The 12,629-nt window shown below is 51.8% G+C and carries 14 protein-coding genes; 11 read left to right on the top strand and 3 right to left on the bottom strand.

Annotated features, from left to right (window positions below; all coding sequences use genetic code 11):
* Positions 1-13: 13 nt before the first annotated feature.
* Positions 14-865 carry a flagellar motor protein MotD gene (gene motD / locus LZ463_RS07960; RefSeq protein ID WP_241455076.1) on the top strand — a complete coding sequence of 284 codons (852 nt, stop codon included), beginning with the start codon at positions 14-16 and terminating at the stop codon, positions 863-865.
* 114 nt (positions 866-979) lie between these two features.
* Here motD and LZ463_RS07955 read toward each other — a convergent pair whose 3' ends face one another.
* The 3 genes from LZ463_RS07955 to flgA form a co-directional block, all read right to left on the bottom strand.
* A complete protein-coding gene (locus LZ463_RS07955) occupies positions 980-1,468 on the bottom strand; it encodes a flagella synthesis protein FlgN (RefSeq protein WP_241455075.1) in 489 nt (162 codons plus the stop codon).
* Between the two features lies 1 nt (position 1,469).
* Positions 1,470-1,775 (bottom strand): flagellar biosynthesis anti-sigma factor FlgM, encoded by a 306-nt coding sequence (gene flgM, locus LZ463_RS07950; protein ID WP_241455074.1) that lies wholly within the window; start codon positions 1,773-1,775, stop codon positions 1,470-1,472.
* Positions 1,776-1,938: 163 nt separating this feature from the next.
* Positions 1,939-2,652, bottom strand: coding sequence for a flagellar basal body P-ring formation chaperone FlgA (gene flgA / locus LZ463_RS07945; protein ID WP_241455073.1), 714 nt, complete (start codon positions 2,650-2,652; stop codon positions 1,939-1,941).
* A gap of 187 nt (positions 2,653-2,839) precedes the next feature.
* On the opposite strand from flgA, the gene flgB reads away from it, so the two are divergent.
* The 10 genes from flgB to flgK all read left to right on the top strand — a co-directional run bounded on the left by flgB (position 2,840) and on the right by flgK (position 12,621).
* Positions 2,840-3,244, top strand: coding sequence for a flagellar basal body rod protein FlgB (gene flgB / locus LZ463_RS07940; RefSeq protein WP_241455072.1), 405 nt, complete (start codon positions 2,840-2,842; stop codon positions 3,242-3,244).
* Positions 3,245-3,249: 5 nt separating this feature from the next.
* Positions 3,250-3,654, top strand: coding sequence for a flagellar basal body rod protein FlgC (gene flgC, locus LZ463_RS07935; protein WP_241455071.1), 405 nt, complete (start codon positions 3,250-3,252; stop codon positions 3,652-3,654).
* 72 nt (positions 3,655-3,726) lie between these two features.
* Positions 3,727-4,395 (top strand): flagellar hook assembly protein FlgD, encoded by a 669-nt coding sequence (locus LZ463_RS07930; RefSeq protein WP_241455070.1) that lies wholly within the window; start codon positions 3,727-3,729, stop codon positions 4,393-4,395.
* Positions 4,396-4,458: 63 nt separating this feature from the next.
* On the top strand, positions 4,459-5,793 hold the full coding sequence (gene flgE / locus LZ463_RS07925; protein ID WP_241455069.1) for a flagellar hook protein FlgE: 1,335 nt from the start codon (positions 4,459-4,461) through the stop codon (positions 5,791-5,793).
* A gap of 74 nt (positions 5,794-5,867) precedes the next feature.
* Complete coding sequence (flgF, locus tag LZ463_RS07920; RefSeq protein WP_241455068.1) at positions 5,868-6,608, top strand: flagellar basal-body rod protein FlgF; 741 nt, start codon at positions 5,868-5,870, stop codon at positions 6,606-6,608.
* Positions 6,609-6,669: 61 nt separating this feature from the next.
* Positions 6,670-7,452 carry a flagellar basal-body rod protein FlgG gene (gene flgG / locus LZ463_RS07915; RefSeq protein ID WP_241455067.1) on the top strand — a complete coding sequence of 261 codons (783 nt, stop codon included), beginning with the start codon at positions 6,670-6,672 and terminating at the stop codon, positions 7,450-7,452.
* A gap of 59 nt (positions 7,453-7,511) precedes the next feature.
* Entirely contained in the window at positions 7,512-8,189 is a 678-nt protein-coding gene (locus LZ463_RS07910; protein WP_489686092.1) for a flagellar basal body L-ring protein FlgH, read from the top strand.
* Positions 8,190-8,233: 44 nt separating this feature from the next.
* Positions 8,234-9,337, top strand: a complete 1,104-nt coding sequence (locus tag LZ463_RS07905) for a flagellar basal body P-ring protein FlgI (RefSeq protein ID WP_241455166.1) — start codon at positions 8,234-8,236, stop codon at positions 9,335-9,337.
* A gap of 9 nt (positions 9,338-9,346) precedes the next feature.
* Positions 9,347-10,246 (top strand): flagellar assembly peptidoglycan hydrolase FlgJ, encoded by a 900-nt coding sequence (flgJ, locus tag LZ463_RS07900; RefSeq protein WP_241455066.1) that lies wholly within the window; start codon positions 9,347-9,349, stop codon positions 10,244-10,246.
* 104 nt (positions 10,247-10,350) lie between these two features.
* The gene (gene flgK / locus LZ463_RS07895) at positions 10,351-12,621 is read left to right on the top strand and encodes a flagellar hook-associated protein FlgK (protein WP_241455065.1); all 2,271 of its coding nucleotides are present in this window, start codon (positions 10,351-10,353) and stop codon (positions 12,619-12,621) included.
* Positions 12,622-12,629: the final 8 nt, after the last annotated feature.

Below are 12,629 nucleotides of genomic sequence, written 5' to 3'. Positions count from 1 at the left end.
GAGGCAATCAACCATGGCAAGAAAAAAATTCCACGAAGAACACGAAAACCATGAAAGATGGCTGGTTTCTTACGCGGATTTTATTACCCTGCTGTTTGCCTTCTTTGTCGTCATGTATGCGATTTCATCCCTGAATGAGGGCAAGTATCGTGTCCTGTCAAATTCGCTGACCGGCGCCTTTGGCAAAGTCATGACTGTGCAACCAAAGCCGGTGGATGCGCAAAATGATCAACTGATAAAGCTGGACCCTTTACCGCTGGTCAGGGCGCGTAACAGTGAAGGTTTGCGCAAGGAGCGGGCGCAGATGACAACCATGGCCAAGGATATTCTGACTGTGCTGGAACCCCTGGTTCGTGAAGGCAAGGTCAAGGTCACACAGACCAGCCGCGGTATCACCATAGAAATTAATGCCAGCCTGCTGTTTGCTCCTGGCGATGCACGCCTGAACGTAGATTCTGTACAGGCGTTGAAAGCAATCGCAGGCGTTCTTAAGGTAGATACGCATGCCATTCAGGTTGAGGGACATACTGATAATCTGCCTATCAAGAATTCAATCTTCCCTTCCAACTGGGAATTGTCCGCAGTCAGGGCCAGTACCGTGGCGCGTTTGCTGACGGAAAATGGTGTCGATGAGCTCCGCGTCACGGCAGTGGGGCAGGGTGCGAAACTGCCTGTCAGTGACAATGAAACACCTGAGGGCCGCGCCAGAAACCGCAGGGTTTCTGTCACCATACTGGCAGTTCTGCCTGAACCTGTCGTTGAGGTGCCGATTGCACCGACAAACCCGATTGGCTCATCTGTTTCTTCTGTTGCTGCACCGGTGGGAGCGCCAGCATCTTCGCCTGCAGCTGTCGTGGGTCCATGATTATTTAAATGGCAATGATGTTTGCCTGCTGCAAGAATAAAGCTGGCGTGATTGCACTATATATCAGGGCAACGGGAGGTATGGGATCTTTGGTCTTGGTTCAGCCTGCGTGGTTCAGGTGGCAATATAGCCTTTACCCGGCGTGCTTTTGATGGTGGACTGGCCATTCGGGCCGTACATTGATCCGGCAGGATTGTTTTGCTGCAAGACGTTCAATGTGGCCTGGTTTTGCGACAGTCGACGATTGATCAGCAAGCCATTGGTGCGATTATCCTCTTTTGCCTGTAGTGACAACTGGAGCAGGGCATCCCAGGCCCTGGCGGCTTCCTGTGCGTTACCTGCCTGCTGCAGATAGGCTTGCATGCCTTCAATATCGGCATTATAGCCAAGCACATTCAGATAGCCATTACGCATTTTTTCAAGTTCGGACATCTTGCCAACGAGCTGCCCCTTGCTTTGGGTGTAGTCATTGAGCTGGGTGACGTCGCTTTCTATCAATGCAGCTTGCTCTTTTTTCAGCAGGTCAGCGAGTGAAGTCATGGTAGTGACTTCTTCCCTCAGGCATTGTTCAATGGCGGCGTGTCCGGTACTTGTTGCATTCATGTTAACGTTTTCTGGCGTTGAGCAGATCTTTAACTGTTTCCAGAAGACCATCAGCGACTTTTTCCGAGTTCACCTGAAAGCGTCCTTCGGCAATGGCCAGCTTGATTTCTTCCACCTTCTTCGTTTCAAACACTGCGTTGCTGGCCTGCGTACTCTGCAAGGCTTGCAACTGTGTGGACAGTGTTGAAATCTGTACTTTCGAAGAATTTGCGACAGGAACTTGCGTTTCCGCAGGTTTTTCCGTGCGCGCCTGCTGCGGGCTCACTGGGAGCCCGGCAGTCTTGTTCAGTGCGTCATCAATTTTCACAGCGATACCCTCAGTGTGGGAATTACAAACATCTACATCCAACTTATCGGCTGCGTAATTTTAAACTTTAACCTTACTTTAAAAAAATATTGCATCTTCTAAACTCTTGGCATGACAGGCTGAACTTTATCTGCAGGAAAATATTTTCTATCGGCAATGAATACTAATAGACGATCTCTATGATCCCACCAATTTTTGCCACACCGCTGACAGTTTGTCCTGAGCTGGTTTTGGCCTTGGCAATCTGGCCATCTGCAGCGTTATTGAGCGCAATGGCATCTGTTGCCACCTGGAAACCAGGGCCGGAACTGACTACCCGTACCGACTGCCCTTGTTGGATTACTGCAGGGCTTTTGAGCGCATCGGTACGCAAGACGCTGCCTGACGGTATTGACACCTGTATGGTCTTGCCTATGGCTTGCTCGGGACTGGTAATAACACCGGCAGGCAGTTTTGAAATATCGCCTTTTACCTTGCTCAGGTCAGCCATCGTCAAAATTTGTCCTTGGGCAAGAGAATTCGCTGCCACGTAGTACTCTGCCGTTACCTGCACATTGGCCTGCAGGTAGATCATCCATGGCGTCGGGACGGTACAGCGTATGGCTACGGTTACCTTGCCCCAGGGTTTGCTGCCCGGTGGCAGGGAGGGGCTGGGGTTTTCGCAGGCTTGCAGGTTAAGACGCTTGTCGACTTCACCGACACTTACCTGTACCTGCCCGCTTTGGCCGCTTGCCTGTAATGTCAGAAAATCAAGTGCAAGCTGGCGCAATTGGGCCATGTCTTGCGGTGTGGTGAATGGTGCAGCCTGGCAGATACCAGCCAGGCTGAGCACTATTGATGCCGACAATATCTTGCGGAGAATTCTTGGGGTTTTCATTTGCTTACCTGCCTGCGCTGTTCTGACTTCCATTTTAGGATTTTGGGGCGTTTTTGAATGCGTGAATAAGCAGGGTTTTTCCGTTCTTCTCGATTGATCAAACTTGCCTGCCGGCGGATAGTATGCAAGGTATGGCAAACCGTATGGCGCGCAGTTTAACCAGGAATCTGCGGCTGAGGAGATGAAGATGGTCAGCAAATTAGATGAGTTTTTCCGATTCCACGAGACTGCATTATCGGTCCGGGGGCAGCGCCAGCAATTGCTGGCGTCGAATATTGCCAATGCCGACACACCTAACTACAAGGCCAGGGACATTGATTTTTCTTCCGTTCTCAGTAATGCCCTGCACCAGAATGTTAACCAGTCGCCAACACCACTGAACAAGACTGCTGTCCAGCATATTGATACGCCAGGTAGCGTCGCCGGCACTACTCCGCAGTACCGGCCAACCGTGCAGGGTAGTGTGGATGGCAATACGGTGGATATGGATGTGGAGCGCAATCAGTTTACCGATAATGCCCTGCGCTATGAGGCCAGCCTGACCATGATCAACATGCAGATCAAGGGTATGCTGGCAGCGATACAAGGATAATCGTCATGTCACTCTTTAATGTTTTCAATGTTGCCGGTTCTGCCATGAGTGCGCAGTCGCAGCGCCTGAACGTGGTGTCAAGCAATCTGGCCAATGCTGACAGTGTTACCAGCTCTGACGGCCAGCCCTATAAGGCCAAGCAGGTGGTGTTCAGTGCCGTGCCCGTCGCTGGTACGGCTTCTACGGCGGTAAAGGTAAATGAGGTTGTAGAAGACAGCAATCCTCCTAAACTGATGTATGACCCGAAGCACCCCATGGCAGATGAAAAAGGCTATGTGGCCATGCCGAACGTGAATGTGGTGGAGGAAATGGTGAATATGATTTCAGCATCGCGCTCCTACCAGAACAATGTTGAAGTCATGAATTCGGCAAAAACCATGTTGTTGAAAACATTAACCTTAGGGCAATAAGCTTGACTGATACGCCTTGGGTTGGTGCTTGATTTTTAAAGCTGATTCCAGAGCTGAATTGAGGAATAGATAATGACTACCATACAAACCGACACCGTTGATCCAACCCTGCTGGCGACGATGAACGGCAGCAAGACTTCAAAAACCTCGACTGAGGATGCGCAAAATCGCTTCATGACCTTGCTGGTGACGCAGTTGAAGAATCAGGACCCGCTCAACCCCATGGACAATGCCCAGGTCACCAGCCAGATGGCGCAGTTGTCAACGGTAAGTGGCATCGACAAACTGAATGCGACCGTAACAGCCTTGAACGCCAGCTTCCAGACAGGGCAGAATCTGCAGGCGGCCAATATGATAGGTCACGGTGTGATTGCACCAGGCAGTAACATGACAGTGACGGATGGTAAGGGCATCTATGCGCTGGATTTGCCGCAGGCTGCCGACAAGGTGGATGCCGTAATACGTGATAGTTCTGGCGCCGTCGTCAGAAAAATCAGCCTGGGCGCATTGCCACAGGGCGTCAATACCCTGACCTGGGACGGCAAGACGGATGCGGGTGCAACGGCAGCCAACGGCGTGTACAAATTTGAATTCGCAGCCAGCTCTGGTGACAAGAAACTGGATGCGACCAGTCTTGCATTTGGTGTGGTGTCGAGTATCACCTCCGGTTCGCAGGGCCTGAAGCTCAGTCTTGCCAATGTCGGTGATGTCAGTATGAGTGATGTAAGACAAATTTATTGATCCTTGGAGTCATCCTGTATCAAGCGGTAAAAAACGAATTATTCAAAGTTAGGGAGAAATATCATGGGTTTTCAACAAGGATTGAGTGGACTGAATGCTGCCTCCAAGTCACTTGACGTCATTGGCAATAATATCTCCAATGCCAGCACAGTCGGTTACAAGCAAGGTCAGGCGCAGTTTGCCGATGTCTATGCAAATTCACTCAATGGCTCCTCTGGCAGCACGGTGGGTATTGGTACCAAGGTATCTGGTGTTGTGCAGCAATTCACCCAGGGGAATATCTCGACCACGAATAATCCGCTTGATATTGCCATCAACGGTGGTGGCTTCTTCCGCATGTCGACCAATGGCGCCATTACCTATTCGCGTAACGGCCAGTTCCAGCTCGACAAGCTGGGCAATATCGTCAATGCGCAGGGTGCGCAATTGACGGGTTATGTTGCCAATTCAGCTGGCGTGCTTTCTACCGGCGCGGCAGCGCCCATCAATATCAATACGGCGGATATTGCGCCATCCCAGACCGGTATCATCAATGCGGTGATGAATCTTGATTCCCGCAAGCTGGTGCCAGGTACACAAACTCCGGTCACGATACCACCCGTCATCACGCCGACAGCTTTCAGCGCCACGGACCCAACGACATATAACAGCTCGACGTCGATTGCTGTATTTGACAGTCTGGGTAATTCGCATGTGATTCAATCTTTCTTCGTGAAGGTGGACAATGTTGCTACTCCCCCGACCGCACCAGCCACGATTGAATGGGATGTTTTTTCCACTGTTGACGGAGTGTTGATCAATGGTACGGGTGCGACCACCAATTCCATAGGTCGTCTTGGTTTTGACAATCTGGGTAAGCTGACGGTTGCTACACCACCGTTTGCTGCAACTGACCCCAAGGCCATGAAGTTGACAGTTCCGGTCAGTACAGGTGCAGTGACACCGATTAACACGACAGTTGATATCAAATACGATTTCACCGGTACCACCCAGTTCGGTTCAGACTTCAGTGTCAGCAAGAATACCCAGGATGGTTATGCATCGGGCAAGCTGGCCAAGTTCAATACGGCCAAGGATGGCACCATCGTCGGTAGCTATACCAACGGCAAGACAGCTGTACTGGCACAGGTAGTGCTGGCCAATTTCACTAATCCGAATGGCTTGCAACCGACTGGCGATAATCAATGGATAGAAACGGCAACCTCAGGTAATGCCCTGGTTGGGCCGCCTAATTCCGGCAGCCTAGGGACATTGACATCGTCCGCGACAGAGGATTCCAATACTGACCTGACCGGTGAGCTCGTGAACATGATTACTGCACAACGTGTCTACCAGGCGAATGCCCAGACCATTAAAACTCAGGATCAGGTTTTGCAAACCCTGGTCAACCTGCGTTAATAAACTGATGGCATTGATTCATATTGACATGTGTTTTTTCAACAGAGAAAACAGGAAACCTGAAGGAGTAGCTCATGGATAGACTGGTATATACCGCGATGACCGGTGCCAAGCATATCCTTGAGCAGCAGGCCACCACATCGCATAATCTGGCGAATGTCACGACCACGGGTTTTCGCGCCCAGCTAGATTCATTCCGTGCCGTACCAGTGAAAAGCGATGGTCTGCCGACGCGCGCCTTTGTTGTTGATGCGACCGTCGGTACCGATTTTTCTACAGGTGCCATGCAGATCACCGGACGTGAGCTGGATGTAGCAGTACAGGGCAAGGGCTGGCTGGTTGTCGAGAAGCCCGATGGCTCAGAAGCTTTCACCCGTCACGGCAGTCTGAAGGTCAGTGAAAATGGCATTCTGCAGACGCAGAACGGGTTGAATCTGGTTGGTGACGGCGGCCCCATCACTGTGCCGCCAGACATGGCTGTTGCCATCGCCAAGGATGGTACAGTGTCAGCTATACCCAGCGGTCCCAAGCCAAATGCAGTGCAGGTCATCGGCCGGCTGAAACTGGTCAATCCACCAGAAGAAAACCTCGTGCGCGGTGACGATAATCTGTTCAAGACCAAGGACGGTACGACGGTGGATGCCGACGCTGCCGTCGGTGTTTCTGGCGGGATGCTGGAAAACAGCAACGTCAATGTGGTGGAGTCCATGGTCAACATGATCAACCTGGCACGCAGCTTTGATCTGCAAATGAAGCTTTTGCAGAATGCCGAGAATAACGCCAATAAAGCAGGTCAGATCCTCAGTTTGAGTTGAGCTGGTCTGTAGCACAATAGGCTGGTGTAAAAGTTTGCCGCAACGGCAAAAGGGGAATGCAATGATACGTTCATTATGGATATCCAAAACCGGCCTTGATGCGCAACAGACGCAGATGGACGTGGTGACCAATAACCTGGCCAACGTCAGCACCAATGGCTTCAAACGCTCGCGCGCGGTATTTGAAGATTTGCTGTACCAAAACATACGTCAGCCTGGTGCACAGAGTTCACAGCAGACACAATTACCTTCCGGCCTGCAATTGGGTACTGGTGTGCGTCCGGTGGCGACTGAAAAAATCTTCACCCAGGGCAATTTGCAGCAGACGGGCAACAGCAAGGATGTAGCAATTTCGGGAGCAGGTTTTTTCCAGGTGCTGATGCCTGACGGTACGACCGGCTACACCCGTGACGGTTCTTTCCAGACTGATAGCCAGGGGCAACTGGTGACATCGAGCGGCTTTGTCATACAGCCGGCGATTACCATTCCAGCCAATGCGCAATCCATCACGGTTGGGCGCGACGGTACGGTTTCAGTAACCCAGCCAGGTTCAACAGCGCCGGTGCAGGTAGGTTCGTTGCAACTGGCGACGTTTATCAATCCAGCCGGTTTGATGGCGCTGGGTGAAAACCTGTACGTGGAAACGGCGGCTTCCGGCAACCCTGGCACCAATACGCCGGGTACCAACGGGGCTGGCTTGCTGGTGCAAAGTTTTGTTGAAACCTCGAATGTCAACGTGGCAGAAGAGCTGGTCAATATGATACAGACCCAGCGCGCTTACGAGATCAACAGCAAGGCCATTACCACCTCAGACCAGATGTTGCAACGCCTGTCGCAACTGTGATGCCGTTGTGTAATCTTGCTGATGAAAAATCCGGACGCCTTATTGTGAATATGGTGAGTATGATGAAGAACTCGAAAATTTTCCGACTGATCTGCATGGCCCCCTTGCTGTTTTTGACAGCATGCGCGGTGACACCTGCACCCATTGTGCATCAGCCTACGTCTTTGCCTGCGCAATCGGCCAAGCCGCAACGGCAGGCAAATGGCGCGATTTTCCAGCAGGCGACTTATCGCCCGCTGTATGAAGATGCAAGGGCGCGCATGGTTGGCGATATATTGACCATCTCCATCGCAGAAAAAACCTCAGCTGCCAAAACGGCCGCTGCTTCCGGCAGCAAAACCGGCGCAGCATCGTTCGCCGCGCCTACCGTATTCGGTGTGCCTGCCACGACCACTGCTCAGGCGGCCCTGTCCACATCTTCATCAACAAAGTTTGATGAAAAGGGCGCTGCCGCGGCCAGCAACAGTTTTACCGGCACCATTGGTGTGACGGTGATCGATGTGCTGCCTAACGGTAATCTGCTGGTCAGTGGTGAAAAGCAGTTGGCCTTCGACAAAGGGGCGGAGTTTGTGCGGTTTTCTGGTGTGATCAACCCCACCACCATCGCGGCAGGGAATGTTGTTGCCTCGACCCAGGTGGCGGATGCACGCTTTGAATACCGTTCGACCTCAAATATTGATAAGGCTGAACTCAATTCCATGTTGACGCGCTTTTTCCTCAGCTTCCTTCCCTTGTGATGAATTGTGAGGATAGATTGATGAACTCCCTATTCACTTCCAGAATGTTCAAGACAATCGCTGTCTTGCTGATGGTCATGAGCGCATCTGCCATGCAGGAATGTCGGGCTGAGCGCATCAAGGATCTGGCGGGCATACAGGGCGTGCGGCAAAATCAGTTGCTTGGCTATGGCCTGGTGGTTGGCCTGGATGGCAGTGGTGACCAGACTACCCAGACGCCCTTTACAGTGCAAAGCATCATCAGCATGTTGCAACAGCTTGGTGTTGCAATACCGGTAGGCACCAGCCTGCAATTGAAGAATGTGGCAGCTGTCATGGTCACAGCCTCTTTGCCGCCGTTTGCACAACCTGGGCAAATGCTTGATATCACGGTTTCTTCCATGGGGAACGCCAAGAGTTTGCGTGGTGGCACGTTGTTAATGACACCCTTGAAAGGTGCGGATAACCAGATTTATGCCATGGCACAAGGCAATGTGCTGGTAGGCGGTGTCGGCGCATCGGCCAATGGCAGCAAGGCGCAGGTCAATCATCTGAGCGTGGGCAAGATATCATCTGGCGCGACCGTGGAAAGGGCTGTGCCAAACTCAGTCGCTCAGGGACCAAGCATACAGCTGGAACTGAATAATTCTGATTTTTCCACCGCCAGCCGCGTGGTCGACGCCATTAACCGCCGTTTTGGCCCAGACACGGCTGCCGCCCTGGATGGCCGTGTCATTCAGGTAAAAGCACCGACTATCACTGACCAGCGCGTGGCTTTTCTGGGTAACCTGGAAAACATCGATGTGACACCGGCACAAATGGCAGCCAAGGTGATACTGAATGCACGTACCGGCTCCATCGTCATGAACCAGGCGGTTACCCTGGAAACCTGCGCCGTTGCGCATGGCAATCTGTCGGTCGTGATCAATACCGACAATGCAGTCAGTCAGCCAAATGCACTGGCGGCAGGGCAAACTGCTGCAACAGCCAACTCCACTGTTTCCATCACCAAGGACGCCGGGCAATTATTAATGCTCAAGGCGGGTGTTTCTTTGGCCGAAGTGGTCAAGGCACTCAATGCCATCGGCGCTACGCCGCAAGATTTGCTGGCGATCTTGCAGGCAATCAAGGCTTCTGGCGCTTTGCGCGCAGACCTGGAAATTATCTAGGGCAGGGTTATGATAGGGCGCACTGACTTCACTGATAAAACCGCCTTTGATGCGAAAGGGCTGGACGAGCTCAAGCAGTCGGCCAGGAATAATTCGCCAGAGGCGATCAAAGGTGCTGCCCAGCAATTTGAAGCACTGTTCATGAACATGATGCTGAAATCCATGCGTCAGGCCGGTGGACAGGATGGCCCGTTTGATAGTGAACAGAGTCGTATGTACACGTCCATGCTTGATCAGCAGTTGTCGCAAACCATGGCCAAGAAAGGCGTGGGCCTGGCAGACGTACTGGTCAGACAACTGTCCAATAATGCCATGAACCAGGCGCTGGAAGCAGATACCCAGACATCAGGTGTCAGCGCATCGACCATGCGTGGAATCAATACCTACCTCGATAACCTGAAGTTCGAGCAGATGCCAGCCAATGCGCCCAAGACAGCGTACACTGGGCCAAACCATATCCGGGAGTTCCAGGAGAAGTTGACAGCTCATGCCGAACAGGCCAGCCAGGAAACTGGTATCCCGGCTAAATTCATGCTGGGTCAGGCTGCACTGGAAAGTGGCTGGGGCAAACGCGAGATCAAAACTGCTGACGGTTCATCCAGTCACAACATTTTTGGCATGAAGGCCACGCGTGGCTGGAAAGGCAAGACAGTTGATGCCGTGACCACAGAATATGTGAATGGTGTAGCGCAACGCAAAGTCGAAAAATTCAAGGCTTATGATACGTATGCCGATGCATTCAAAGATTATGCCAGGCTGATCACCAGGAATCCGCGTTATGAAAACGTGATCGCCAATGCAAAAGATGCAACAAGTTTTGCCCAGGGTTTGCAAAAAGCTGGTTATGCAACTGACCCGGAATATGCCAATAAGTTAACAAAAATCATCAAAAATTCCCTTTCAACGTAAGTTGCCCTGGTGAAAGTACAATCAGATTAAAGTTTTGAAGAAACGGACCGAAAACATGATTGATAGCATTGGGTAGCTAACTTAGCAAAAAAGCAGGTTCAATTATGGGTTCAAATATATTTGGCGTTGGGCAATCGGCGCTGTCTGCGGCGCAGCTGGGTATTGCGACGACCGGGCACAATATCGCTAATGCGTCCACTCCGGGATATAACCGCCAGGTTATCCTGCAGGCTGCAAATGAGCCACAGAATCTCGGCGGGTCATTCATTGGACAAGGGGTATCTGTCACGCAGATACAGCGTCAATACAATTCTTTTCTCGCCGGTCAGGTTAACTCTTCCCAGTCTGCCCAGAATCAGGCTGCTATTTATAATTCTCAAATCAGCCAGATCAATAACCTGGTTGCTGATCCGACGGCAGGTGTTACCCCTGCCTTGCAGGATTTCTTCAAGTCTTTCCAGAATCTTGCCGCCAGCCCAAACGGTACTGCCGGCGCAGCTGCACGCCAGGCTGCTGTTTCTTCTGCGCAAGCCCTTGCCGGTCGCTTGAACAGCTTGCAAACCCGTCTCGACCAGATTCGGGAAGATGTCAACGGTCAAATTGGTACGACAGTCGGGGCCATCAATAGTTATGCAACACAGTTGGCAAATTTGAATGATGTCATTGAAAAAGCCCAGGGTACCAGTACCATAGGTAATGCCCCCAATGACTTGCTCGATCAACGGGATCAACTGGTTACTGAATTAAGCAAACTGACCAAGGTCAGTGTGGTGCCACAGGGCCCCAAATATAATGTATTCATTGGTAACGGTCAGCCCTTGGTGCTTGGCAGCAATGTCAATCAACTGGCGGTCAGTCAATCTTTGACTGACCCTTCACGCACTGAGGTGTCGTATCTGGCAAATGGTGCCTCTGTGCTATTGCCGGAAAATAGTTTTGCTGGTGGCAAGTTAGGCGGTTTGCTGGATTTCCGTGCCAGTACTCTGGATGTCGCACAAAATAGCATAGGACGCATAGCCATCGGAGTGGCAACGCAGTTCAATGACCAGCAAAAACTTGGACTGGATTTGAATGGGCAAACTGGAGGAAGTCTTTTTAACATAGCAGGGCCAGTATCGACTCCAAGTGCCCTCAATACCTCTACAGCAGCCATCAATGCAAGTATTACTGATACGACTGCATTGACAACCAGTGACTACCGTTTGCAGTTCATCGGTGGTAATTACAAGATTACCCGTTTGTCTGATGGTGCTACCCAGAGTTCAGCAACCCTGCCTTTAAAATTTGATGGCATCAATTTTCAACTGGCGCCTCCGCCAGCGGCGGCAGTACCAAATGCCGGTGATGAATTCCTGATCAGGCCGACTGCGGCTGGTGGTTCCAGCATATCGGTAGCTATCCAGGACCCGGCCAAACTGGCTGCTGCGGCGCCCCTGACGACAGCATTCCCGACCACTAACACCGGTAGTGGCAAGATCAGCGTAGGCGTTGCCAATTCGCAAGTGGCATCGGGCAGTAATTCTGCCACTGCTACTATCGGTGCTGTGGCAACAGACGACACTTATCTGGGTACCACGCTGGCGGCACCGCTGACACTGACGTATTCTGGTGGCAATATTACCGGCTTCCCTGCTGGCGCCACTGTCTCCGTTAAAGTTGGCGCCGTCACCACCAATTATCCGCCACCGGCAACGGTTCCCTATACGAGCGGTGCAACCATCAGCTTCAGTGGTGTCAGCTTTGCCATCAGCGATGGCGCAGCACCCGCGCCGGTTGGTCCGCCAGCGAATGGCGATACATTCACGCTGTCGGCGGCATTGCCGGTTGCGGCAACCAAACTGACTTTTAATTCTGCCGGTAATACCCTGACAGGGTTCCCGGCCAATGCAAATGTGACAGTAACCAATGGCGGCACATCGACGACTTACCCGGCCGGTTCTGCGATTCCGTACACATCGGGTTCGACCATCAGCTACAACGGTATCAGTTTTTCTGTCAGTGGCAATCCAGCCAACGGTGACATATTCAATGTTGGCCCTAATACCAATGGTTCTGGTGACAATAGAAATGCGGTGATCCTGAGCAGCCTGCAAACGCAAAATACCGTAGCAGGCAAGACCACGACGTTCCAGGGCGGGTATGCACAATTTGTCAGTCTGGTAGGCAACAAGGCGCATGAAGTGGAAATCACGACAGCGTCGGAAACCAAGTTACTGGCACAGAATGTGGCTGCTCAGCAGTCTGAATCTGGCGTTAATCTTGATGAAGAAGCGGCGAACCTACTGCGTTACCAGCAGGCTTACCAGGCCGCTGGCAAATTGATGCAGATCGCCAGCACTTTGTTTGATCAGTTATTGTCGTTAGGCAGCAGATAGAGGTAATC

It is taken from the genome of Undibacterium paludis, from assembly GCF_022568815.1.
Classification (GTDB): domain Bacteria; phylum Pseudomonadota; class Gammaproteobacteria; order Burkholderiales; family Burkholderiaceae_D; genus Undibacterium.
The sequence above is the reverse complement of the archived record's forward strand: the minus strand, read 5'-3'. Positions and strand labels throughout refer to the sequence as shown.

Excerpts from the sequence above, each read along its gene's own strand:
- flgF (WP_241455068.1), top strand. The coding sequence starts at position 5,868 with ATGGATAGACTGGTATATACCGCGATGACCGGTGCCAAGCATATCCTT.
- flgC (WP_241455071.1), top strand. The coding sequence starts at position 3,250 with ATGTCACTCTTTAATGTTTTCAATGTTGCCGGTTCTGCCATGAGTGCG.
- flgK (WP_241455065.1), top strand. The coding sequence starts at position 10,351 with ATGGGTTCAAATATATTTGGCGTTGGGCAATCGGCGCTGTCTGCGGCG.
- flgB (WP_241455072.1), top strand. The coding sequence starts at position 2,840 with ATGGTCAGCAAATTAGATGAGTTTTTCCGATTCCACGAGACTGCATTA.
- flgG (WP_241455067.1), top strand. The coding sequence starts at position 6,670 with ATGATACGTTCATTATGGATATCCAAAACCGGCCTTGATGCGCAACAG.
- flgA (WP_241455073.1), bottom strand. The coding sequence starts at position 2,652 with ATGAAAACCCCAAGAATTCTCCGCAAGATATTGTCGGCATCAATAGTG.
- flgJ (WP_241455066.1), top strand. The coding sequence starts at position 9,347 with ATGATAGGGCGCACTGACTTCACTGATAAAACCGCCTTTGATGCGAAA.
- LZ463_RS07910 (WP_489686092.1), top strand. The coding sequence starts at position 7,512 with ATGATGAAGAACTCGAAAATTTTCCGACTGATCTGCATGGCCCCCTTG.
- flgE (WP_241455069.1), top strand. The coding sequence starts at position 4,459 with ATGGGTTTTCAACAAGGATTGAGTGGACTGAATGCTGCCTCCAAGTCA.
- LZ463_RS07905 (WP_241455166.1), top strand. The coding sequence starts at position 8,234 with ATGTTCAAGACAATCGCTGTCTTGCTGATGGTCATGAGCGCATCTGCC.
- LZ463_RS07930 (WP_241455070.1), top strand. The coding sequence starts at position 3,727 with ATGACTACCATACAAACCGACACCGTTGATCCAACCCTGCTGGCGACG.
- LZ463_RS07955 (WP_241455075.1), bottom strand. The coding sequence starts at position 1,468 with ATGAATGCAACAAGTACCGGACACGCCGCCATTGAACAATGCCTGAGG.
- motD (WP_241455076.1), top strand. The coding sequence starts at position 14 with ATGGCAAGAAAAAAATTCCACGAAGAACACGAAAACCATGAAAGATGG.